The sequence below is a fragment of the Citrobacter sp. Colony219 genome, from assembly GCF_019382635.1.
Lineage (GTDB): Bacteria > Pseudomonadota > Gammaproteobacteria > Enterobacterales > Enterobacteriaceae > Citrobacter > Citrobacter youngae.
The window spans coordinates 3,649,584-3,671,901 of the sequence record NZ_CP080033.1 but is presented as its reverse complement, the minus strand read 5'-3'; the positions used below and the strand labels follow the sequence as shown (position 1 = coordinate 3,671,901).

At 54.1% G+C, this 22,318-nt stretch carries 20 protein-coding genes and 1 pseudogene; 5 read left to right on the top strand and 16 right to left on the bottom strand.

All coding sequences use genetic code 11. The features are described from left to right. The 5 genes from JTI85_RS21555 to hcaE form a co-directional block, all read right to left on the bottom strand. Positions 1-398 (bottom strand): FAD-dependent oxidoreductase (locus JTI85_RS21555; RefSeq protein WP_255574835.1); only part of this gene is annotated, 398 nt, incomplete at its 3' end. 9 nt (positions 399-407) lie between these two features. Beyond that, positions 408-1,220 carry a 3-phenylpropionate-dihydrodiol/cinnamic acid-dihydrodiol dehydrogenase gene (gene hcaB / locus JTI85_RS16465; RefSeq protein ID WP_061068353.1) on the bottom strand — a complete coding sequence of 271 codons (813 nt, stop codon included), beginning with the start codon at positions 1,218-1,220 and terminating at the stop codon, positions 408-410. Next, positions 1,217-1,537: a 3-phenylpropionate/cinnamic acid dioxygenase ferredoxin subunit gene (gene hcaC, locus JTI85_RS16460; RefSeq protein WP_061068352.1), complete on the bottom strand. Its 321-nt coding sequence runs from the start codon at positions 1,535-1,537 to the stop codon at positions 1,217-1,219. The genes hcaB and hcaC overlap by 4 nt, the downstream gene beginning before the upstream one ends. Further along, entirely contained in the window at positions 1,537-2,055 is a 519-nt protein-coding gene (gene hcaF, locus JTI85_RS16455) for a 3-phenylpropionate/cinnamic acid dioxygenase subunit beta (RefSeq protein ID WP_219351764.1), read from the bottom strand. The genes hcaC and hcaF overlap by 1 nt, the downstream gene beginning before the upstream one ends. Continuing rightward, on the bottom strand, positions 2,052-3,413 hold the full coding sequence (gene hcaE / locus JTI85_RS16450; protein ID WP_048210906.1) for a 3-phenylpropionate/cinnamic acid dioxygenase subunit alpha: 1,362 nt from the start codon (positions 3,411-3,413) through the stop codon (positions 2,052-2,054). Before hcaE ends, hcaF begins: the two co-directional genes overlap by 4 nt. 135 nt (positions 3,414-3,548) lie before the next feature. Between hcaE and hcaR the strand changes: the two genes are divergently transcribed. Then, positions 3,549-4,442: a DNA-binding transcriptional regulator HcaR gene (hcaR, locus tag JTI85_RS16445; protein WP_061068350.1), complete on the top strand. Its 894-nt coding sequence runs from the start codon at positions 3,549-3,551 to the stop codon at positions 4,440-4,442. Here the strand turns inward: hcaR and JTI85_RS16440 are convergent. The 4 genes from JTI85_RS16440 to JTI85_RS16425 form a co-directional block, all read right to left on the bottom strand. Next, the gene (locus JTI85_RS16440; protein ID WP_071887373.1) at positions 4,429-5,496 is read right to left on the bottom strand and encodes a fimbrial protein; all 1,068 of its coding nucleotides are present in this window, start codon (positions 5,494-5,496) and stop codon (positions 4,429-4,431) included. The genes hcaR and JTI85_RS16440 overlap by 14 nt on opposite strands. An 11-nt stretch (positions 5,497-5,507) precedes the next feature. Further along, the gene (locus JTI85_RS16435; protein WP_219351763.1) at positions 5,508-8,003 is read right to left on the bottom strand and encodes a fimbria/pilus outer membrane usher protein; all 2,496 of its coding nucleotides are present in this window, start codon (positions 8,001-8,003) and stop codon (positions 5,508-5,510) included. A gap of 53 nt (positions 8,004-8,056) precedes the next feature. Next, positions 8,057-8,749 (bottom strand): molecular chaperone, encoded by a 693-nt coding sequence (locus JTI85_RS16430; protein WP_137363686.1) that lies wholly within the window; start codon positions 8,747-8,749, stop codon positions 8,057-8,059. Between the two features lie 80 nt (positions 8,750-8,829). Further along, a complete protein-coding gene (locus JTI85_RS16425) occupies positions 8,830-9,402 on the bottom strand; it encodes a fimbrial protein (RefSeq protein WP_115601656.1) in 573 nt (190 codons plus the stop codon). A gap of 447 nt (positions 9,403-9,849) precedes the next feature. Between JTI85_RS16425 and JTI85_RS16420 the strand changes: the two are divergent. Next, positions 9,850-10,167 (top strand): annotated as a pseudogene (locus tag JTI85_RS16420) (aldose 1-epimerase); the annotation flags it as partial. A gap of 88 nt (positions 10,168-10,255) precedes the next feature. Then, positions 10,256-11,404 (top strand): 3-phenylpropionate MFS transporter, encoded by a 1,149-nt coding sequence (locus tag JTI85_RS16415; protein ID WP_116360880.1) that lies wholly within the window; start codon positions 10,256-10,258, stop codon positions 11,402-11,404. On the opposite strand, the gene csiE is transcribed toward JTI85_RS16415, so the two are convergent. The 7 genes from csiE to JTI85_RS16380 all read right to left on the bottom strand — a co-directional run bounded on the left by csiE (position 11,399) and on the right by JTI85_RS16380 (position 20,286). Then, a complete protein-coding gene (gene csiE, locus JTI85_RS16410) occupies positions 11,399-12,676 on the bottom strand; it encodes a stationary phase inducible protein CsiE (RefSeq protein ID WP_137363687.1) in 1,278 nt (425 codons plus the stop codon). The two genes, JTI85_RS16415 and csiE, sit on opposite strands and share 6 nt — an antisense overlap. Positions 12,677-13,501: 825 nt before the next feature. After that, positions 13,502-14,101 (bottom strand): SIS domain-containing protein, encoded by a 600-nt coding sequence (locus JTI85_RS16405; RefSeq protein ID WP_219351761.1) that lies wholly within the window; start codon positions 14,099-14,101, stop codon positions 13,502-13,504. Then, the gene (locus JTI85_RS16400) at positions 14,098-15,735 is read right to left on the bottom strand and encodes an FGGY-family carbohydrate kinase (protein WP_061068343.1); all 1,638 of its coding nucleotides are present in this window, start codon (positions 15,733-15,735) and stop codon (positions 14,098-14,100) included. The genes JTI85_RS16405 and JTI85_RS16400 overlap by 4 nt, the downstream gene beginning before the upstream one ends. A 17-nt stretch (positions 15,736-15,752) precedes the next feature. Further along, positions 15,753-16,706 carry an ABC transporter permease gene (locus tag JTI85_RS16395; protein WP_219351759.1) on the bottom strand — a complete coding sequence of 318 codons (954 nt, stop codon included), beginning with the start codon at positions 16,704-16,706 and terminating at the stop codon, positions 15,753-15,755. Between the two features lies 1 nt (position 16,707). Next, positions 16,708-17,697 (bottom strand): ABC transporter permease, encoded by a 990-nt coding sequence (locus JTI85_RS16390; RefSeq protein ID WP_219351757.1) that lies wholly within the window; start codon positions 17,695-17,697, stop codon positions 16,708-16,710. Then, entirely contained in the window at positions 17,690-19,198 is a 1,509-nt protein-coding gene (locus JTI85_RS16385) for a sugar ABC transporter ATP-binding protein (protein ID WP_172742402.1), read from the bottom strand. The genes JTI85_RS16390 and JTI85_RS16385 overlap by 8 nt, the downstream gene beginning before the upstream one ends. A 104-nt stretch (positions 19,199-19,302) precedes the next feature. After that, positions 19,303-20,286 carry an autoinducer 2 ABC transporter substrate-binding protein gene (locus tag JTI85_RS16380; RefSeq protein ID WP_003037665.1) on the bottom strand — a complete coding sequence of 328 codons (984 nt, stop codon included), beginning with the start codon at positions 20,284-20,286 and terminating at the stop codon, positions 19,303-19,305. 421 nt (positions 20,287-20,707) lie between these two features. Here JTI85_RS16380 and JTI85_RS16375 point away from each other — a divergent pair, with 421 nt between their 5' ends. Together JTI85_RS16375 and JTI85_RS16370 are read left to right on the top strand one after the other, a co-directional pair. Further along, the gene (locus JTI85_RS16375) at positions 20,708-21,346 is read left to right on the top strand and encodes a DUF1007 family protein (protein WP_219352589.1); all 639 of its coding nucleotides are present in this window, start codon (positions 20,708-20,710) and stop codon (positions 21,344-21,346) included. Further along, positions 21,337-22,317 carry a nickel/cobalt transporter gene (locus JTI85_RS16370; protein WP_219351755.1) on the top strand — a complete coding sequence of 327 codons (981 nt, stop codon included), beginning with the start codon at positions 21,337-21,339 and terminating at the stop codon, positions 22,315-22,317. Before JTI85_RS16375 ends, JTI85_RS16370 begins: the two co-directional genes overlap by 10 nt. Position 22,318 lies beyond the last annotated feature (1 nt).

Sequence of the window (22,318 nt, the reverse complement as noted above, 5' to 3'; positions counted from 1 at the left end):
TCGCCAGCGTGGCGCAGCGTAAAGCAACGCTCGCCCAGTTTATCCAGCAGCGGAAGAGGACGGGCCGCGGCACCGGTGGCAATCAGTAGCTGATCCCACGGATAAACCTGGCCGTCAGCCAGCACCAACTGATGCGTTTCGCGGCCGAGCGTCTGCACAGTAACGCCCAGATGCAGCTGTACGTTGTGTTCCCGCCACCAGGCCGTGTTTAGCACCGGCTGTAGTTGTGGTGCGTCGTCCAGCAGCATGGCTTTGGACAATGGCGGGCGTTCGTACGGCTGATGCGGCTCATTGGAGAACAGATGTATCTCGCCGTCAAACCCTTGCTGGCGCAGTGCTACCGCCGCCATCGCTGCGGCCTGTCCACCGCCGACGATAGCAATAATTTTGTTGTGCATAACGCCCCCTCAGAGATCCAGACCAGCGGCGACGTGGCGAATACCGCGAATACCCAGCCCGGCATCGGCATTGATCATCACGCCGCTTAAGGTGCGGTTGTTGCGACGCGACGCCAGCATCACGTATGGCCCGGTAAAGTCGGCTGGGTCGGGGAAGAACTGGAGCGGCAGAATGGCGGCGATTTTCTCCGGCGTCAGTGACTGCATAATTGAGGTATCGCTTTGCCCCAACGCCTGTGGGCCGCGCAGATCGGTGGCCATACCGCACGGACCGACGCCGTTCACCCGCACTTTAGGCGCCAGCTCGTAGGCCAACTGGCGAATCAGCCCGGTAGCCGCGTGCTTACTGGCGGTGTACAGCGGCCCGCCGCCGCCGGGATACCAGGCAGCGTTTGACAGGGTAAAGATGATGCTGCCTTCGCTGGCGATAAGTGCGGGGGAACAGGCTTTCGCCCCCAGCAGATAACCCAGCACATTGACGTTAAATAACTCGTGAAAGCCGCTCTCCAGCGCTTCAGCAGAGGTGTTCACCAGCGTTGCGTTGTGATCCCAGATGCCCGCATTGCCAATAAAACAGTCCAGCTTGCCAAACACGGTGAGGATCTGATCGACCGCACGCTGATAGTCGGCGTAGCAGGTGACGTTGCCCTCTACCGCCAATACATGTTCGCCAAAACGCTGGCGCAGGCTGGCGACTTTGGCTGGCGACAGTTCGAGCGTAGCGACCTTCGCGCCTTCTTCAATAAAGCGCTCGACCAGCGCCAGGCCGAGGCCGGAACCGCCGCCGGTAATAAAAACCACGTTATCGCGTAAATCGCTCATCGGGCGTCCTCTGGAATATCAACAAATACATCGCTACCGTCCACATATACTGCGTAGGTGGTTAGCGGATCGGTGGCGGGCAGGCATAGCGCTTTGCCTGTTTTCAGACAAAAACTGGCCGCATGCAGCGGGCATTCCACGGTGGCATCGTCTTCCAGATAACCTTCCGACATCGAGGCGTTGCCGTGGCTACAGCGATCGTTAATGGCATAAAACTCGCCGCCAACATTGAACAGCGCGATGACGGGCGAGGTGTCGAGCCGGAGGGCTTCACCCTCCGGCAAATCCCCTACGGGGCAGGCATAAATACGACTCATCAGAACAGTACACTCAGGTTATGGGAGGTAATAACCGCCTGATCCAGCACGATCTCGCGCGCCAGTAAGCGCCACTCGTTGCCCGGCAAACGCCGGACTTTATCCACGCGCATGCCGACGTAAAACGTCTCGTCCCGCTCTTTTTGCGCGCGATACAGCAGATAGTTGAGGCGCACGGCGAACACGTCCGGTTGGTCAGTCTCGCTGATTTGCAGGTTGCTAATCAGATGACGGGTGCGGGAAGGGGGTTCCTCCGCCCAGGCCATGCCGGTTTCCAGCCGTGCGATGCGGCGTTCGAGCTGGTCTTTGTTGTCGTTGAAAATCCACGTCGTCGGCGGTTGTACGCCTTTGCGACGGTCGCGGGTCTGAGCATTGACCGTGGTACGCATGGTGTAGCGAATGTCGTCATCCAGCTGCGCCAGCCAGTCGCGAAACTGCCAGTCGTCCAGCAGACGCGCTTCTTCATACAGAAACTGGCTGATGCGATGATGCAGCTCAAGAGAAACTAACGCGCTCATTTCATCACCTCCTGCTGGTACGCGGCGGTTTTCTCGTGCACGTCCTGCCAGCTTTCGCTGCTGAGCAAATCGGCCCAGCGCTGGTACATACCGCGCGCCGCAGTTTCCGAAAAGATGTAGTTAGTGATCCCCGGAATGCCGTCTTCACGACGCTTCTCCTGGCCAAGCCCCATTTCCAGACACAATTTCGTGTTGCGTGCGCGATGACCTTTCAGCAGTTTTTGAATTTCACACCAGTTTTCCGAGTCGTCCTGCTCCAGGAACCCGGCGGGGCCAAAAGCCCGCGTGGCGCTGTTTTCAAACGCGGCTTTCACTTCATCAGAGGCGGCTTTATCGGTAATACAGAACGCCCACACTTCAACCCGATCCGGCCCACGCGGGTGCCAGACGCGCAGCGTGGCGGTACCGTTGAGCCAGGAAAGCGTGGGGAAGATGTTGTTGTGACCAGCCAGACGCAGGGCGCGAACCTTGCCCAAACGCTCTTCGGCTTCCGCGTAGGTGTCGCGGTAGTAGCTGGAGACTTCACCGTCGACCCACACGTTGGCGTCCGGTTTCTCGGTAAAGAAGAAGCCGCTGCCGTGGCCGTCCTGGCCGAACTGTAGTGCATCTTTGGCGGTTTCCCACACCGGGCGGGCGGTCTGACCGTCGCCGAGGCGCTTATCGCTGCCGTCGTCTTTCGCCCCCAGCACCTGCACCGCAGAGGCATGGCTGAACAGCGCGTGATACTGGTCGCTGGCAAACTGTTCGGCGGGGAATTTCCAGTTGCAGTCGATGGTCCACTTCTGGACGCCTCCGACGATTTCGGTGCCGCCTTCACGACGATCGAGTACACCGTCGAGATACCAGGCGATGTCGCCGAGATAATCGCGCAGGTTTGGTGCGCTGGTATCCCAGTTGCCGAAAATCAGCCCTTTATAGCTCTCGACGCCAGGCACTTCGTTCAGTCCCCAATGCGATTTGCATAAACCTTGCGGATAAGCGCGCGGCTCCAGCGGGACGTCGATCAGCTCGCCGTTAATGCCGTACGACCAGCCGTGATACGGGCAGGTGAAGGCGCGGGTATTGCCGCAGTCGGCGTAGCTGACGCGCATCGCGCGGTGGCGGCACTGGTTGAGAAACGCTTTAATGCTGCCGTCTTTCTGGCGAACCACCACCACCGCATCCTCGCCCATGTAGGTGTTAAAAAAATCACCGGGTTTGGGGATTTGGCTTTCGTGGGCGAGAAACAGCCAGCAGCGTCCGAAGATGCGTTCCAGCTCCAGTTGGTAAATTTCAGGGTCGGTATAAATTCGTGGGGTTACGCGACCGTTTTGCGTGTCGATCAGTTGGTAGATGTCTAAATTTGAGGGTGTGGTCATATTTTTTAATCCTGAAAGCTAAGATGTATTGACCTTCTTTTTATGTGCCCTAAGGATGTTGCTGGTTAGTTATCAATCTGTGAAATAGTAAATTTCTACCAGTTGAGACATTTTTTCGATAACAAGGAGCAGGGCATGGAACTGAGGCACTTACGCTATTTTGTCGCGGTGGCGCAGGCGCTGAATTTCACCCGAGCGGCAGAAAAGTTGCATACCTCCCAGCCGTCGTTAAGCAGTCAGATCCGCGATCTGGAAACCTGCGTGGGCGTTCCGTTACTGGTGCGCGATAAGCGAAAAGTTGCGCTGACGGCGGCAGGAGAGTGCTTTTTACAGGATGCGTTGGCTATCCTCGAACAGGCAGAGAACGCGAAAATTCGCGCCCGTAAAACGGTGCAGGAAGATAATCATTTTACGATTGGTTTTGTTCCTTCAGCAGAGGTGAATCTGCTGCCTAAGGTGCTGCCTTTGTTTCGTTTAAAACAACCGGATACACACATTGAACTGGTGAGTCTGATAACCACCGAGCAGGAAGAGAAGATCCTGAGTGGGGAGCTGGATGTTGGCTTAATGCGCCATCCGGTTTACAGCCCGGAACTGGAGTATCTGGAGCTCATTCATGAGCCGCTGGTGGTAGTGCTACCGGTTAACCATCCGTTAGCCAGTGAAAAGGCGATATCGGCACAGCAACTGAACGGTGTCAATTTTGTCAGCACCGATCCCGCTTATTCCGGCGTATTAGCGAAGATTGTCAAAAACTGGTTTCAGCAGCAGAAAAGCCAGCCCAATATTGTGCAGGTGGCGACCAATATTCTGGTGACGATGAACCTGGTCGGTATGGGGCTGGGGGTCACTTTGATACCCGGTTATATGAATAATTTTAATACCGGGCAGGTGGTTTTCCGGCCAATTATCGGCGATATCCCAACCATTTCGCTGCTGATGGCGTGGAAAAAAGGTGACCTGAAACCCGCCCTGCGCGATTTTATCGAGCTGGCGCAGCGGCCAGCCGAGTGCGCTACTTTACAATAACGGTAATGGTTGCTGTGCCGCTATATTTTCCCGGTGACAGCGTGCCGCCCACCATGTTTATCGGCCACGCTTCCAGGCTGATGGCACCCTGACCTGAAGAATCGAGGCTGAGCAACCCATTAGTAAAGGGGATCATCTGGGAGCCATCACGTGACATTTGTATACCGACATCCGGGACGTTGTCCGTTTCACGGCGACGGGCGACCAACGTATACTGGTTAACGACATCGTTGCTATCAATCTGCATTTCCATATCATTACCCATTTCTGATGTGTCGCCGCAATCGTAACGAATTTCAAATTTAACCGGCGTGTAGCCGTCTGGCATCCTGTCCTTTGTCGTAAAACGGCTGACGTTGATAAAGCCGAGATCGACTCGAATGATGTCTCCCTGGTTGATTTTACAATTTTGCGGCACGGTAATGCTCCCTTGAATGCGCAGTTCGGCAATATCTTGTAGCGTACTCAAGGATGGTGGGGTGGTGTTGGTGCTCCATCCGGCACGTACTGAAGCGACGAGTGTGTCCGGGATCACGAGCTCGCCCAGGAAGGGTTTGGTGACGTAAAACGTCAAACGGGTATTGGCACCAATTGTCACAGGCGCGGCTCGGGTATCCGCCGGATCGGCCGCGCAGACGCTGCCGTTGCTACCACCGCTTTGGTAGGCACCACTCTCTCTGATGGCTTGCGTATTCAGTGGGGTGACACCGGTAACGCCAGGAATATCGTCGACTTCAGTTTGAATATCCAGATTGTTGTTCAGGCGGTAATAACCACCTACTTTGCCAGTTTGTGAGAGGCCGCTGGTTACCGTATAAAACAGGCCCACCTTGGTATTTGCCTCGCAGGTACACTCTATCTGGTAGGCGTTGCCCGTGAGCGGTGTCGGCAGTTCCAGGGTGCGGCCAGTGACATTCTGATCTTGCGTCCAGTCGCTGGACACATTGGCGCTAAAACTGCCTTTCGCCGAGCAGGCGCCAGTGATCGCATAGCCTGCGGGGGAAAAAAGCGCGAGCAGCACGACGCTTGCAGCGGTAGAAATTCCATTTCTCATCCACATCTTCCTTATCGACATTGTGCGTAGCCATTTTGTATTGAAGTGCCGCGGCTGACACTTTCCGGCAGGCTAAAGGTGAACTGACACTGCTGATCGGGTTGGTTGCCCCAACGCACAGACCAGATTTGCGGCTGATTGTTCACACCGCTGATATACAACACACCGCCGTCATCAACAATACTTTGCTGGGTCTGGCTGCTGGCGATGGCGCCAAAAGGTAGTGCGTTACCCTGACCATCGGTGAGTTTTAGCAGTACGCGGTAACCCGTACGAGCAAGGAACTGGGCGGCGACGGCGGCGCCTCGATTAGGCACAACGGTGCGCACTGTTTCGGTTACGTCAACGTTATCCGGCATCTGCGTAGTATCGATCGATATCGCATTTTCCTGGTAAGCGGTCAGGAAGGGAATCACGGCATAGCCGAAATGGTCGGTGGCAATGCCGGGGTAGTTTTTCACCCGGATACCGGCAGCGCCGTTGGCATCTACCAGCGCAAAGGCATTGCCCAAAGGCTGTGAAAGGGTCACGCCGTGGCGGTGGACAACAATACCTCCGGAAAGACCATAGCTCAATTGCTGGCTATCGGCGCTGTAATCATAGCCAGCGTTGGCGGTGCCAAAAGCAGAACGATAGCTGCCGTAAAGGCTGCTGCTTTTGTTGCCGCCTCCTTCGCTTTGTCGTTGTTTCAGGTTATAGCTCAGGCGGCCATCGTCCAGCAGAGAGCCGTTAATGCCCACTTCGTGCTCAGTAGGACGATCGCGCTGATCGGTGGTCCTCCACGTGGCCTGTGTATGGGATAGCCAGCGGTCTAGCGGTATACTCAGGCTGAGCGATAGCGTGCGATCGTTTTCGTGGTCCTGAGAGTCGGTGAACTGGCCGCTCAGGTTATAGCTGACTCCCCATAGGTTACCGTTCAGGCCAATAGACAGGTTTTTATCCTGCTGCCCGCGGTCCCAGTATTCTTGCTGTGAGCCTGAAGCATAAAAGCTGATGCCTGTTAGCAGTGACTGGTTGAACGTAAATTGAGCCTCGCTGCGCAGGCGATCGTCGGCACGGATATCCTTCTGATTGGCGTCGGAAAAGTTGAAATAGCCACTGCTGGTATAGCGATAATAGCTTAGCGACACGCTGGTGCCGCTTTCGGGGATATCTTTAATGTACTGTGTACGCCAGCTATAACCATGATAACGACCATCCGTATTCAACTGGGTATCTGCACGGCTCAGATCTGTCGACACCGCCCCGAGTACGCCAAGCGTTGAGCCAAGACCCAGCGCTAAAGCCTGGTAATCCTGCGAGGCATTCAGACCACCATACAGCGTAATGGCGTTGCTCAGGCCATAGCTGGCGGTACTTTCAAGAAACTCGGGTTCATTGCTGTCCTGCGACGTTGGGGCGCGAAAACGCCCGGCAGTGACGCTGTATTTAAGGTATCCGGGTCTTTGCATTTGCGGCAGCGCAGAGAAGGGTTGGACGAAGTGCCTTACCGTACCGTCAGCTTCTTCAATCGTGACATCGAGATCGCCACTAAAGGAGGAAGGATAGAGGTCGTTGATTTCAAAGGCCCCAGCCGGCACGTTGCTTTGATAAAGGGTGTAGCCGTTTTGCTGTATTGTGACGATAGCGCTTGAGTGTGCGATGCCACGAATTGTTGGCGCAAAGCCACGCTGGCTGTTTGGTAACATGGTTTCGTCGGAAAAGAGACGTGCTCCCGTGAACTGATAACTTGAGAACACGGTGCCTTCAGTTGCGCTTTCTCCTACTATCAGCTGTGATTTCAGGCTTTTAATATCTCGTTGTAGCCAGCTATTAATGCTATCCCAATGCGCATCACTGTCGTTGTGTGTCCAGGTCGAGTAGTTACGTAGCCTCCAGGGACCAAGGTTGACACCGTTTTGCATATTCAGATACTGGTGCTGATTGCTATCACCGTCATACTGATTTTGCGAACCGCTAAACGTGTAGTGGGTGAACAGAACCGGTATGCCATCGTCCCAGCGAGAAGGGGCAACGTAGCCGCGAGCATCGCGGTACAGCGCTATCTGGGGCACGCTTAGGTTCAGTCTGCCGTGGTTGATATCAAACTCCGAGACGGTGCCAGGAATGGCCTGCGCCAGGTTGCCGATCGTCGTAAGGTCATCCAGCTTTTCGAGCTGTGGATAATTTTCAATTTTCACGCCCAACTCGCGCAGTTGTTCAAGGGTTAGCTGGGGAATTAACTGGTGATTTTTATCTGCAATAAATGGGATTTTTCGCTGTACGATTTTCTTTTTATTAACATAAATATCAACGATATATTCTCCTGGGAGCTGTGAATTCTCCTGAGAGAAAACGGAAAGATCGACCGACGACTGACCACTTTTTTCTGTTTCCAGAAGCGTTGGGTCAAAGTAGAAGACATCGGCTCTGGCATGGACAGATGCCAGACATCCGCTGACGATTGCGCAATGCAGCCACAAGGCGAGTGGTTTAATTTCTGAAAAATGTGGCGTTGATTGCACCATATCGCTTTTCATTCCCTGAGAGCTAACGTCGTAAGTTGGCTGTAAGACGCGATTTATTGCAGCGTCCTGGTTTCCGTCTGGCTAGTTCCGCCGTAGTCGTTTATTGCAGCCCACTGCACCGTCTTTCCTGCCAGACCCGGTACTGCCAACTGTTTATGCTCGCCAGGTGCGATCCGCTCTATGTTGTTGGTCAGATCGGTTTTATCCAGCATCAATCCCGCGAAGACCACGTAATAAGCAGATGGGTTATAGATGTCTAACTTATTATTGCTATATTTATATTCGAGTAATTTATAGGCGTCATAGGGCTTCCCTACCAGGCTGCTCGGACGGTAGAAGAGCTTAATTCGGGTTTTAAATACCAGCGTCAGCATATTATTTTCGACGCTATCGGATTGTTGTGTTGCCGGAATGGCGCGTACGTTAATAAAAAACAGGGATTCTTTATCTTTAGCTATATCATCAGATGTCTTTATTATTCTCAATGATGAATTATTGCCTGCATTCAGGCGAAATAGCGGTGGCGTCATAATAAAGGGACCACGGGCTGTCCCTTGTTCATTGTCGACCCAGGATTGCAGTAAATAGGGCAGACTTTCACTGTGATTAGTCACGGATAGCGCGGCTTCTTTCTTCCCTGCGTCATAAATGACGCGGGTTCTTTCCAGTACAATTCCGCCAGCGAAATTTTGGCAGGACCAGCCGCTCAGCAGTAATGTCAGCGCAAATGCTGTGATTTTTTTCATCTCGGTTATCCTTAACCTGGCGTCAGAAACCACTTCTTTCCCCGTCTATGGAAAGAAGGGAAAGAGATGGTAGATGGCAATCAGCGATAGTCGATGGTGACATCAACAGTGGCGTTTGCTTCCCCTGGGGTGATGGCAGAAGAATCGACGGTGGAAACGTAGTAGGCCTGCAGTCCTACCGTAGTTGTGCCGTCGGCTTCAGGTGTAAAGCTGATTTTCGGATCGGTAAGCTTATTCAGCGACATTTGTTTCCCGTCGATGGCTCTGTCGATTCGAATACCTACACCCGTTGCAGGAACATCGAGACTGTTGACGGCAATCAGGTTTTCGTTGCCCGCAACGGTACCGCCGCTACGCGTTTCTAACCACATCTGGAATGAGTTGTCCGTATTGCCATCAAGGTGTTTCCACGGCGTTGTTGGGCAGTTTTTCAGTGGAATATCGACTGGAATAGCCGGAGAACGATCGCCAACGCTTTTAAATTGTTTGGCGGCGTAGTGGCCTAATTCGACGTTGATCGTATCACCGTTGGCAAATTCACAGGTGCTGGTTAAAATCTCGCCTGTAAATTCAATGGTGCCGTCCGTCGCCCATGCGCTTCCCGCAGAAAGCGCAAGTAAACCGACGGCGATTGATTTCACTACTTTTTTCATTAAAGTACCTCTTTCTTCCATGCGTTATATTAATGAATGATGACAATTAAAATTGTTTAACTATTTTAATAACTTTAGTTACCTTGAATGATATTGAATGTATTCCAGTTCTGGTATTGCTTAAGGTGATTTTCAGAATTTGTTTATGGATAATTAATATATTATTACTTGTTCTGCTAATTTATTATTGATTGTGCAGATGTGTTTTGTTTGTGAATTATTTTTGCTTTTCTGTATATATACTATCTATTTCAGAAACGTATTAGCTCGTATAGGTGCAATTCTTCGAGTGCCCTCGACAACGGGAGGAACCAAGGTTTGCACTCCACGGCTGGTTGGTGGGCGATGCTGCAAAGCGTGGTCTGGCAGCGCGACGTGAACCAGCAGATGATCGCTTACAGAGACGGGTGGCGATTTAGTGGGGGGGCGTTTCTGACACGATTGCAGCATCTGCCGCTGGAATGGCAACGTGTCATTCCACCAGCGGCGGATTTCATGCGCGCGCAATACGGTGAGGATAGCTGGCTGAACGTCGGCTATTCCGGCTGGAGCGGACGGGCTGTTATTCAGCGAGATGTGATGAGAATCACGATTTTAGCGCAAACTCCATGGTTGATGCTGTTCAGAATGTCGGGTGAGCCGTTTCTGTGTCTGGATCCGCAGACGCATCCGGTGAATGCCCACCACATGCAGGGGCAGCCGGGGTTACAGGTTTTAGCGCAGGGTGAACGCTGCCATTTTGCGATGCAAATTTGCGTCGAATAGGGCAAAAATCATGTTATCTGCGTGTTAATGCTCACTTGCGCCAGCCTGCGTTTGTCGCCAGACTATCGCCACCAAACGGGAGGGATTCATGGCTTTGCATTCCACGCGCTGGCTGGCGCTCGGTTATTTCACCTACTTCTTTAGCTACGGTATTTTTCTGCCTTTCTGGAGCGTTTGGCTCGAAGGGCTGGGGCTGACGCCGGAAACCATCGGTTTACTGCTGGGCGCGGGGCTGATTGCCCGTTTTCTCGGTAGCTTGCTGATCGCACCGCGTGTGAGCGATCCCTCTCGGCTGATCTCAGCGTTACGTATTCTGGCCTTGTTGACGTTGGTGTTTGCACTGGCCTTCTGGGCGGGGACCAACGTGGCGTGGCTGATGGTGGTGATGGTCGGCTTTAACCTGTTTTTCTCGCCGCTGGTGCCGCTGACCGACGCACTGGCCAACACCTGGCAAAAACAGATAACCATGGATTACGGTCGGGTGCGACTGTGGGGATCCGTGGCCTTTGTGATCGGCTCTGCGTTGACCGGCAAACTGGTGAGCCTGTTCGATTATCGGATTATCCTGGTCCTGCTGTCGCTTGGCGTTGCATCAATGCTGCTGGGGATGATGATCCGCCCAAGCGTACAGCCAGCGGGGGAGAACCGTCAGCAGGAGAGCGCGGGATGGCCCGCCTGGCGCGCGCTAATAACCCAAAGCTGGCGTTTTCTGGCCTGCGTGAGTCTGCTGCAGGGCGCACATGCCGCTTATTACGGTTTCAGCGCCATTTACTGGCAGTCTGCCGGTTATTCCGCTTCGGCGGTGGGCTATTTATGGTCATTAGGCGTGGTGGCGGAAGTGATTATTTTTGCGCTCAGCCACAAGCTGTTCCGCCGCTTTAGCGCTCGCGATCTTCTGCTGCTTTCCGCCGTTTGCGGCGTCGCGCGTTGGGGGCTGATGGGCTGGAGCACAGAGCTGCCATGGCTGATTGTGGTGCAAATCCTGCATTGCGGCACGTTTACCGTCTGCCACCTGGCGGCGATGCGTTACATTGCTGCGCGACAGGGCAGCGAAGTGATTCGTCTCCAGGCGGTGTACTCGGCGGTGGCGATGGGCGGTAGCATCGCCATCATGACCGTATTCGCAGGATACCTGTACCAGAATCTGGGCAGCGGCGTATTCTGGGTGATGGCGCTGGTGGCGCTCCCGGCAATCTTTCTGCGCCCGAAGGTGGCGGCGCAGCCTGCGACGTTATGATTCGAGGATTTTGCGGATCTGCTGCTGTTGATGCGGCGTAAGCGCCAGATCCGCATGAATCAGCGGGGGAGAAAACAGCGGTAGCGGCGTGGTGTATGGCGTAATAATCAGCGTTACGCCACGCGGGGCTCCCTCTTTTTGAAAATCCTGCATCGGCATATGCTTTACGTTGAGCGGCAGCAGCGTCAGTTCGCGCAACTGTTGCTCTATATGCGCTTCAAGTTGTTCGTTACTACCGGTCAGCAGGATAATCTGCTTCTCATGCAAATCCTTTTCCTGCATCAGCCAGGCACCGAAAATCACCGCAACCAGCCCGATCTCTTCTTCTGAAAACTGGACATCGTATTCCGCTTCGAAGCCGTGTATCGCCTCGCGGGTGGTACGTACCAACCTGGGGTAAAGTCGGCTGAACTCCTCCGGTAGCGTGTTATCAATGCCAATGGCAAACAAGCTACGGTTAAGCGCCTGGGCAAGGTGAATATAAAGCTGATCGTGCAGTCCTTGCTCGTCGCTGAAGCGCACGTTGCCATACTCGCGAAAACGCAGCACCAGCCGCGCAATAGCAAGGCGCAGGCGGCGATCCTGCTGGTGATTATCGCGGATAGGATCGGGGATGCGGATCATGGAGAATAACAACGCCATAAACAGCGATTCGCCCAGCGGCGCACGTTGCATGACGTGGCGCTGCCAGTGGCGGCCAATTTCCTCGGCGAGCGGATACTCAGCGCAGGATTGCGCCCACCGTTGCTGGAGTGGATTAAACTCCGGGGTGATCCCCGCGTGGTGCTGTAGCAGGCAATACTGTAAATACAAGCGCAGGAACTGGATGTCACGACACTCAAATGGCTTCTGTAAGCGCCGGGAGCACAGATTGATGAGCGCATGCAGATTGGTGTCGTCATACAGCGTACGTGCAATACCTTGTTGTTTCAGCTCCATTTTTAATGCGGGCGTGAAATGCTGGGCGATAAAAGTCGGGCAAATTCGCAAACCACGGCGTAGCCACTGCAACAGACACAGGCGCTGATTTAGCGGGGTTCCTTCGATCGCATAGCCACCATTCTGCGCGGTGGCTATCGTGAGCCGGTGATAGCGCTGGATTTCGAGCCCTGCGCCAATAATATCTTCCTGAACCGTGGCATCATCGACACCGTTGAGGCTGCTGAAGGTTTGTGTAGTAGCGATTTGCCCCGGCAGGAAAAGCGTCAGCAGTACCTGGCAACGGCGCTGGGGAGCGGAAAGTACAGATGGCGGAGCAAGCGTTGACATCATCTGTAGGGTCTCCCGTAAGTATGTTTGATAAGAATAGCTAAAGTTTGCTCATAGATTTGGAGAATGGAATGCTTTCCACCAGGAATGCTGGAGAGCGTCACAGAATTTTTAACGTGCGGAACAGATAGCGGGAGTGGAACGCAGCGCGTTAATCCGCTTTTTCACTGTTTTATCTTTTGTTGAGATATAAAAAATGCCAGAGATGTACTGCATGTTTGTTAAACATTATGGAGTACATGTGATTCCTGCTCAGGGTTCCGTTCACCTCAGCAGTGTCATTTCTCTGAAGCACAGATACCCGTGAACGAGCAAGGGAGGCTCACCGCCGCCTCCCTTGCATCCCAGGCTCCCGGCGGGAAAATCGTCGCTACGCGAGTTATTCGTCTTATGCCGTCTGCCTGTCGGGTCGGTGCCGAGCCTGCATCCCTGCAGGCCGTCCCCTCTGCCCGCATCCCTGCGGGCAGNCCCGGKCAGCCGTCAACGCCTCATCGATTTTCAGCCGGACCGKKGTCATCGCTGCAMWGCTCTGACTTCCAGTTAAATCTGTTTTGYTGYTCAGATATATTCRAATAAAAATACAGGTGGTYAGGTGWGGRCTGGTCCGGCTGAAAATTGCCGACGTGTTTCCGTAAGGCCGGGAGGAATAAGCGGAGGGAACCACGAAGTGGCAATTTTCCCGCCGGGAGCCGGGATTGTTAAGGGTACGGCGATAGTACCCTTAACACGTTCACAGGGAGTATCGTTTCAGAGAAGTGAAAACCTTAGGTGAACGTAGCAATACGACGGAGGCAACAGGTTCATTACCTCCGTAACAGTTGTCTGGCGTTATTGCTCACGACTCAGCGTTAATCCCACATCGCCGCCCGGATGTACCGCCAGCAGCGTTTCCTTTGAGTAGCCGCTTTCGCTCATCAGACAGGCGCAGGCGGCGTCAAAGATAGCCAGCACCAGTAAAATTGAGGTAGTGGCTAACATGTTCAGCGGGTCGGCCTCTCGCTGAACGCCGGTGGAAATCACTAGCTTCGATGCTTTAGCGATGGCCGAATCCGCGTTTTCAGTCACGCTCAGGATGGGCACATTCCTCGCAGCCAGTCCGGGCAGCAGCCGGGTGAGCTCGTCCGAATTACCCCCGCGTGACAGCATAATCACCAGGTCGTCGGCGCGTAAAAAACCGAGATCGCCATGCGCTGCATCCGTTGCGTTGAGATAAATCGCCGGACGTTCCACGCAGGCCAGCATATGCGCGACTTTACGCGCTGCAATGCCAGAGGTACCGACGCCGGTGACGACGACTTTCCCTGGACAACCGCGCAGCTCCGCCATTAGCGACTGCCAGACAGGTTCAGTCAGATGCTGCCCCAGACCCGCCAGGGCATCGCTATAGAGCTGGAATACGTCGGTGGCCTGAGACCAGGAGTTACTCATGCGTCCTCCTGCATCAACTGGCGGTATTTCATATGATCCTGATACATCTCGTGGAATACCCGATATTTGCGATCGTAATACTGCTTAATGCGATTAGTCTGCGGGGTAACCGTTTTACCAATCCGGCTCATCGCTGACATTGCTTCCGGGAAGGTATCGAACACGCCTGCGGCGATAGTCCCCATCATGGCGCCGCCCAGCAGCATGGCTTCGCTCTCTTCAGGCAGCAGCATCGCACAGCCGGTGGCATTGGCATGCTCCTGAACGAAGATCGGATTTTTCGTCCCGCCGCCGCTGGCCATAATGGTATCGATGGTGTAGCCGCTTTGATTCATCGTTTCAATGATATGACGGGTTCCCAGCGCAATGGCCTGGATGGTCGCGAGGTACTGTAACGCCATATCTTCCGGCGTGCGCGACAGCTTCAGTCCGGTGATAGCGCCTGTGAGCGTTGGGTTGGCGCGAGGTGAACGGTTGCCGTGGAAATAGGGCAGGATGTGCATGTCACGGGTTAAAAATGCGATATCTTCCGGCTCACCGGCCATTTTACGCAGCAGCGCATTCAGCACTTCATAAATGGTCTGCCCTTGAGATTTCGCCTGGGTCAACAAGGTTTCGTAACAAGGATGCGACTGAATAACGTGGTCGATTAACGCCCCGGTTGCCGACTGTCCACCTTCGTTAAGCCAGTATTCTGGCAGCACTGCTGAGTAGTAAGGACCCCAAACGCCGCCGATAAAACGCGGCTCTTTGGAAATCGCCATGTGTCCGGTAGAGGTGCCGCCAATCAGCGCGATACGACGGTCAAAATCCGCCACCTCGCCGGAGACACCGCTCGCGCCGAGCGTGCCGAGCGTACCGGCGTGGGCATCGATGATCGAGACGCTGACAGCGGTCCCCGGAATCAGCCCCATTTCGCTGGCGGCGCGCGCAGAAAGACCATGACCGAGCGGTTCGCCCATGGTTTTCACGTAGCGACCAATTTTGGCAGCATCATGTTCCAGCAAGTCTTCCAGCCCAATCTGGCGGAAATAGCTGGCATCCCATTTGTCTTCATGGCCCATATAGGTCCATTTACACACCGTCGAGCACAGTGAGCGCGTGTCATCGCCCGTTGCGCGCCAGGTCAGGAAATCGGGCAGGTCAAAGTAGTATCCCGCATTGGCCCAGGTGTTGGGCATATGTTGCTTCAGCCACAGCAGTTTGGGCGTTTGCATTTCCGGGGAGATAATACCGCCAACGTAGTCCAGCACCCGATGATGCAGGGCGTTAATGCGCTCAGCCTGAGTAATGGCGCGGTGATCCATCCACACAATGATATTCTGTTCGCTGCGCCCGGACGGGCTAATGGTCAGCGGTTTACCTTCTTTATCCAACACCACCAGTGAACAGGTCGCGTCAAAGCCCAGACCTTTCACCTGGATAGGGTTGATATCCGACTGGTTAATCGCATCGCGAACCGCGTTACACACTGCCTGCCAGATGTTATCGGAAGACTGCTCAACAAAATCGGCCTGCGGGCGGTAAATCTCGATGGCCCGACTGGCCTGGCCGACCATTCTGCCGTTGAGATCAAACACGCCAGCACGGGCGCTTCCGGTTCCGACATCCACACCAATAAAGTAACTTGCCATAATTTTTTCTCCTGAAATCAGGCTTTACGATTCTGTAATGCGATAAAGAGGATCAGCACCGCGCCCCACAGCGCCATCGTCAGATAGCTGCTGACCCCCAGCAAGTTAAGGCCGCTTTCCAGCATTTGCAGCACAATCAGCGCCAGTACCAGGCCGATAATGCGTCCGAAGCCGCCATCCGGATTGATGCCACCGAGTACGGAGGCAAGGATGGTGACCAGCAGGTAGGACTCACCGTATCCGGCTTTTGCCGAGTTGAATTTCGCCATCATCAGAATGGCGGCGACCCAGCCGAGCAGGGCTGAAATCACGTACACGGAAATTTGTACCCGTACGGTATTCACACCACTGTAGCGGGTAGCCTGTTCATTGGAGCCGACGAGATAAAGACTGCGCCCCAGCGTGGTGTGCTCCAGCAGTACCCATAGCAGGATTGCCACCAGGAAAAAGAGCAACAGCGCCACCGGAATACCCGCAATTGTGGCGTTGCCAAGGTACTGAATGGCGGTCGGGAAACCCGAAATCACCGTCCCGTTGGAGAGCAGAATATTCAGCCCGGAGATAAGTGTCATCGTGCCGAGGGTGGCGAGAATCGGTGAGACGCCGACCCAGGCAATCAGCGCGCCGTTGAGCGTACCGATAGCCACCGCCACGGCTGCGCCTGCCAGCAGCGCCAGCACCAGAAACAGCGGGCTATCCGGATGGGTAACGATAATCGCTGCCATTACCAGCGAGCAGGCGTTCGCCCCGGCAATAATTGACAGGTTAATGCCGCCGGTCAGCATGGTCATACCCATTCCGAGGGCCAGCATGCCGAGGATCGGTAACTGTGAGCCTATCGACTGGAAGTTAGCGACGCTGAAAAAACGGCTGCCAAGCAGGGCTGAGAAGACCAGGGCGACGACCACAATAATGACGCATTGCAGACGAATGATGGCATCACCGGGTAAAAATCTGGCGATTGTTTTCATCTCAAAGCTCCCTTGCCAGTTTGCGTTTTTCGTTCCAGGCCGTGGCACTGATGCTGACCAGGATAATGGCGCCGCTGAATACGGTGTGCCAGTAAGAGGAGACGCTGAGCAGCGTCAGACCATTTTGTAAGAAGGCGAGCAAGACAACGCCGAGCAGGGTTCCGGTCAACGTACCGCGCCCGCCGCTCATGCTGGTTCCGCCGAGTACGACCGCCGCCAGCACCGTCAGCTCAAAGCCGAGCAGCGAATTGGGTGCAACTGACTGGGTGATTTGCGCCTGAACCACGGCCGCAACACCTGCCAGAATGCCCATATAGCCATACACGTAGAAATGCAGCTTCAGCAGATTCAGCCCCAGACGCGAGGCCGCGTCGCGGTTGCCGCCCATGGCGTAAACCTGACGGCCAAGACGGGTATAGTTCATCAGCACTGCGGTAAAGGCGATCACCGCCGCCAGGCACAGCAGGGGCAGGGTCAGGCCGTAGTCGTAGCCATCTGCCGCGGTGAAGGAGAACCAGTTAATGCCGTTCATAAACCAGTCAGGGAAACCGTACAGCCAGGTGCCTTTGGTGGCGTAAACCAGAAGGCCGTAGTAGACGTTCAGCGTGGCGATGGTAATGATGATTGCCGGAACGCGCAGCCAATAGACCAGAAAACCGTTGATCAGCCCAAGCAGCAGGCCCACCGCAATCGCAATGGTTAATGCCAGTGCGAAGTTGCCGCCGTGGCCGATCACCCAACTGGCCATCGCATACTGGGCAATCGCGGTCATCGCCGGAAATGAGATATCGATCCCGCCGGAAATCAGCACCACAAACAGCCCACAGGCAAGGATGCCGAGAATCGCGTAGCTGGTGGCCACATCCGTCAGGTTCCCCAAAGACAAGAACTCGTCGGTGCTGATGCTCAGCCCAACCGCCAGCGCCACGACCAGCAGGCCCAGCCAGAATTCATGTTGCCCGATTAAACGGGACAGAAGCATCTTATTCATTGATTACCTCGACCACTTCAGCAATCTCCTCTTCACGGCAGTGATGAGGATTAAATTCCGCCACCAGCCTGCCGCGACGCATTACCAGCACGCGGTGGCTGTTGTAATACGCTTCCGGGATTTCATCGCAAATCATCAGCACCGCCATACCTTGTTCCGCCAGATCGCGGGCTATCTGGTAAATTCCCTCTTTGTTGGCAATATCCACGCCGACGGTAGGCGAGTCGAGGATCAGAATGCGGGGATTGGTCGCCACCCATTTGGCAATGGCGATGCGCTGGGCATTGCCGCCGGAAAGCGTTTTGACCGGCAGGTGCGGATCGGACACTTTGATATTCAGTTCGCGGATTAAATCGGCGACCAGCTTTTGCGCTTTACGATGATCGAGCAAGCCGCTACCGGTGTGCAGTTGATCAAACACCGTGACGATGGTGTTGTCGTAAATCGACTGCTCCATGATCAGCCCCTGCGTCAGGCGATCTTCTGAGACATAGCCGATCCCGTGTTTGATGGCGTCATGGTTATTGCGCAGAGTAACCGGCTGGCCGTTAATGCGAATCTCGCCGCTTTCCGGGTGTGTCATGCCGAACAGGCTCAGACAAAGCTCGGTACGCCCGGCGCCCAGCAGGCCGACAATCGAGACAATCTCGCCGCCGTGCAGCGAAAGATTGATGTTCTGGTATTTGCCTCTGCGGCTTAGGTTGCGCAGCTCCAGCAGGGGGGCTCGAGCGTCGAATGATTTCTCCGGCAACGGACTGTAATGGAAGCGTTGTCCGGTCATCAGGAAAGCCAGCTCGTGGCTGTCCAGTTCGCTGGCAGGATATGTACCCACCAGTTTGCCGTCGCGCATCACGCTGATGCGGTCTGCCACTTCCATTACTTCATCCAGACGATGGCTGACAAATACCACGCAAATGCCGGCCGCTTTCAGTTCGTTAACCACCTTCAGCAGGCCATTGACCTCCTGACGGGTCAGCGAGGCGGTGGGTTCATCCATAATCACCAGACGCGCATCGGCGGCAATCGCCCGGCAAATGGCGACCAGCTGTCGGTCGGCAATCGAGAGTTTTTCTACTTTTTTATCGGGATCGATATTCACCCCGATACGCTTCATGGCGGCCAGCGCCTGCTGTTTCATAGCACCACGACGTACCCAGATATCACCGCCGGGCAGATAGCGGTTAACCGCAATATTTTCTGCGACGCTAAAGTTGGGGAACAACGACAGGTCCTGGTAGATAACCTGAATGCCATAATGGGAAGAGAGCTGCGGCGTCAGGTGATGGAACAATTTTCCGTCGAGTAAAATCTGCGCGCCTTTTTCCGGGTGATAAACCCCGGAGATCACTTTAATAATGGTGCTTTTACCACAGCCGTTTTGACCCGCCAGACAGTGAACTTCGCCTTTTCTCAGCGTCAGATTCACGTTATCCAGCGCCAGCACGCCCGGGAATTGTTTGCTGATATTCTCAAGAGTGATAAATGCGGTGGTGTCTGTCATGGACAATACCCCTGCGAGCGCCCTGACGGACGCTGAGTGTTAGTTTGGTTGATAGCGCCGACCAGACGGTCGGCGTTATGGTTTCCCTGGTGTTGGCAAAAGCCTTAGAAACCGAGTGATTGTGCGTTGTCTTTGGTGACTTCGAGGATCTTGTTAAAGCGGATCACTTTCTTCTCCGTGTCGATATCGGCTTTCCCTAAACCGTCGATACTCAGATCTGCATTGACTTCTTTGCCCTGTAACAGCTGATCGGCAACCGTTACCAGCGCATAGCCCGCATCTTTTGGATCCCACAGCAGCGCTTTTTTGATATCTCCACGCATCAGGTAAGGCGCAGCCTGTGCTGGCATGGCGATCCCGACAACGGCGATCTTATCTTTGGCGCGTTTTTTCTGCACAGCCTGACCCGCACCAATTGGACCCAGTGAGCCGAAGCCGATAATGCCCTTCATCTGCGGATAGGTTTTCATCAGATCCAGCGTTGTGGCGTAGGATTTATCGATGCTTTCCGCAACCGGCAGACGTGAAGTGACCTCGAACATTTCCGGATATTTTTCTTTCTGGTACTTGATTGCATAATCCGCCCACGCGTTATGCAATGGGACCGTCAGCGAACCGACATAGATGGCATAACCCCCTTTACCGCCCATGTTTTTCGCTAACTCATCGACGTTGGCCTGCGCGTATTTTTCACTGTCGATGGTTTCGATATCCCACTGACCGATTTGCTCGTCCGGGGATTCGTGCGTCAGGACCACAATGCCTTTATCGCGCGCTTTTTTCAGTACTGGCTCAAGAACCTTGGCATCGTTTGGTACCACGATGATCGCGTTGACGTTTTTGGCGATCAGATCCTCAATCACTTTGACCTGCTGTGCCGGGTCCGGCGTAGACGGACCGGTCTGGTAAGCGTTCACATCCAGTTTTTTTGCTGCTTCGTTAACACCGGTTTCCATGCGGTTAAACCAGGGAATACCAGTGACTTTGGCAACCACAGCAATTTCATATTTTTCCGCCGCAAAGGACGTGCCGGACAACATGCATGCAGAAACCAGGGTTGCACTGAGTAATGCGAGTTTGAATTTCATAGTTGTACCTTTCGTAGGGGGCAGGACATGTCACGGCGTGAAGTTAACAACGAATGGAAGAGGGAATGAATCATAAGTTTGGAGAATGTGATATACGCCCGTTATTGTGAATTTATGGAAATAAAATGGTTAGCAATTAGTTAAATTTGCATGATTTTACATTCAAATGTTCAAATTAAGTGTTAATAAAACATTAAAAATTAAACTTTTAATTAACATTTTATTATCATTTGACTTAAGATTTGACGCCGAAAAGGTGTTTGGGTGGAATTTCCCGAAGAAGAAATTATTGAAATTGAGAACTGAATCGATACCGGAAAAGGGTGCTCAACATTTTTTCGTTCAATGGTATCCTCGGCACACTTGCGCCAAATACGGCATCATTATTTGTGGCGGTGTTGATTTTTATCGTGGAGGACTCATGCAAGGCGTTAAACGTATCATTATGACGTTGTTTCTCGCTGTCCTGTCTTTTGGCGCAGGTGCGCATCCCCACAGCTTTATTCATCTGAAAACCGAAGTTGTGAGCGAAAATGATCGGTTCGTCGCGCTAAAAATGCGCTGGACGATGGATGAAATCACGTCGGCGGATCTGCTTTACGACGCGGGGAATGCTAAACCTGGTGATGAAATTTGGAAAAAACTGGCGGCGGAAGTGATGGCCAACGTTCTCGGGCAGCACTATTTCACCGAAGTGTGGCACGATGGGAAAAAGGTAAAGTTTAAAAACAGACCGACGGAATATGGCATGGCGCGTGAAGAACACCAGGCGGTGCTGACGTTCGTTCTGCCGCTGGCCGAAGCTCAACCACTGAGCGGTCAAAAATATACTATTTCAACCTTCGATCCGACCTACTACGTCGATATGAGCTATGACAAAGACAGCGACGCCCGGCTTTCGCAGACCATAAGCCAGCAATGCCATATTTCAGTGCATACGCCAACGCCGAATGAACACATGTTGAGCTTTGCGCAGTCGCTGGATAAAGAAGACGCACCGCCGGAGGATATGGAGTTGGGTAAACAGTTTGCACAGACGGTGACGCTGCAATGTCAGTAGTTTATCAACAACGCGCAGCCAGACGCCGTTGGCTCACGCTATGGCCGCTGGCGGTCTTTTTGTTGCTGGCGACAGGCGGGGTGCTGTGGTTGTGGCAGGCCTGGCCTCAGGTAATGATGCAAACTGTTGTCTGGCAGCGCGATGTTAACCAGCAGATGAGCGGGTTGCTGAAAGCGGTTGCCGCGAACCCCACACGTGCGGGCGGATCTCTGCTGTTGTTTAGCTTTATATATGGGGTATTGCACGCATTGGGGCCGGGGCACGGCAAAATCGTCATCACGACCTGGCTGGCGACGCATCCGTCGAAGCTCAAGTCGAGCATTGGGCTGACGCTGGCGTCTTCCCTATTGCAGGGGCTGGTGGCAATAGGACTGGTGGTTGTAGTCCTCACGGTGCTGCAAATGCCTGCCCGACAGCTGCATATGAGCAGTTTCTGGCTGGAGAAAGGAAGTTATGCGCTGGTTGGCGTGTTGGGCGTTTTATTGTGTGTCCGTGCGCTGAAGAAATTGCGCCAGCTGCTGATGCGCCCGAAATTCACCGCCTTTACGCCGCGCCATGTGCATCACGAGGGCTGCGGCTGCGGGCATCAGCATTTGCCCAAGCCGGAACAACTGCAAAGCGGCGATGACTGGCGCGCCCGGTTGATGATTATTCTCTCTATGGGCATGCGTCCCTGCTCTGGCGCAATTATGGTGCTGCTGTTCAGTAAAGTGGTTGGCGTCTTTAGCTGGGGTATGGCGTCGGCGTTGGCGATGGCGGCAGGAACCTCTTTGACGATTACGTCACTGGCTTTGCTGGTACATAGCTTTCGCTCATTGGCGGTGAAAATTAGCGGGCATAAAGCGCCGGTGCTGTGGCGACAGATTGGCTGGACGACGCTGGCGTTAGCCGGTGGTGCGGTGCTTATTGTTGCTGCGGTAGTGATGTGGATGAGTGCGGTGCCGGTGGGGCGGGGGATAAGACCGTTTTAGC

Coding starts and splice junctions, on each gene's coding strand:
- hcaB (WP_061068353.1), bottom strand. CDS start 1,220: ATGAGCGATTTACGCGATAACGTGGTTTTTATTACCGGCGGCGGTTCC.
- hcaC (WP_061068352.1), bottom strand. CDS start 1,537: ATGAGTCGTATTTATGCCTGCCCCGTAGGGGATTTGCCGGAGGGTGAA.
- hcaF (WP_219351764.1), bottom strand. CDS start 2,055: ATGAGCGCGTTAGTTTCTCTTGAGCTGCATCATCGCATCAGCCAGTTT.
- hcaE (WP_048210906.1), bottom strand. CDS start 3,413: ATGACCACACCCTCAAATTTAGACATCTACCAACTGATCGACACGCAA.
- hcaR (WP_061068350.1), top strand. CDS start 3,549: ATGGAACTGAGGCACTTACGCTATTTTGTCGCGGTGGCGCAGGCGCTG.
- JTI85_RS16440 (WP_071887373.1), bottom strand. CDS start 5,496: ATGAGAAATGGAATTTCTACCGCTGCAAGCGTCGTGCTGCTCGCGCTT.
- JTI85_RS16435 (WP_219351763.1), bottom strand. CDS start 8,003: ATGGTGCAATCAACGCCACATTTTTCAGAAATTAAACCACTCGCCTTG.
- JTI85_RS16430 (WP_137363686.1), bottom strand. CDS start 8,749: ATGAAAAAAATCACAGCATTTGCGCTGACATTACTGCTGAGCGGCTGG.
- JTI85_RS16425 (WP_115601656.1), bottom strand. CDS start 9,402: ATGAAAAAAGTAGTGAAATCAATCGCCGTCGGTTTACTTGCGCTTTCT.
- JTI85_RS16415 (WP_116360880.1), top strand. CDS start 10,256: ATGGCTTTGCATTCCACGCGCTGGCTGGCGCTCGGTTATTTCACCTAC.
- csiE (WP_137363687.1), bottom strand. CDS start 12,676: ATGATGTCAACGCTTGCTCCGCCATCTGTACTTTCCGCTCCCCAGCGC.
- JTI85_RS16405 (WP_219351761.1), bottom strand. CDS start 14,101: ATGAGTAACTCCTGGTCTCAGGCCACCGACGTATTCCAGCTCTATAGC.
- JTI85_RS16400 (WP_061068343.1), bottom strand. CDS start 15,735: ATGGCAAGTTACTTTATTGGTGTGGATGTCGGAACCGGAAGCGCCCGT.
- JTI85_RS16395 (WP_219351759.1), bottom strand. CDS start 16,706: ATGAAAACAATCGCCAGATTTTTACCCGGTGATGCCATCATTCGTCTG.
- JTI85_RS16390 (WP_219351757.1), bottom strand. CDS start 17,697: ATGAATAAGATGCTTCTGTCCCGTTTAATCGGGCAACATGAATTCTGG.
- JTI85_RS16385 (WP_172742402.1), bottom strand. CDS start 19,198: ATGACAGACACCACCGCATTTATCACTCTTGAGAATATCAGCAAACAA.
- JTI85_RS16380 (WP_003037665.1), bottom strand. CDS start 20,286: ATGAAATTCAAACTCGCATTACTCAGTGCAACCCTGGTTTCTGCATGC.
- JTI85_RS16375 (WP_219352589.1), top strand. CDS start 20,708: ATGCAAGGCGTTAAACGTATCATTATGACGTTGTTTCTCGCTGTCCTG.
- JTI85_RS16370 (WP_219351755.1), top strand. CDS start 21,337: ATGTCAGTAGTTTATCAACAACGCGCAGCCAGACGCCGTTGGCTCACG.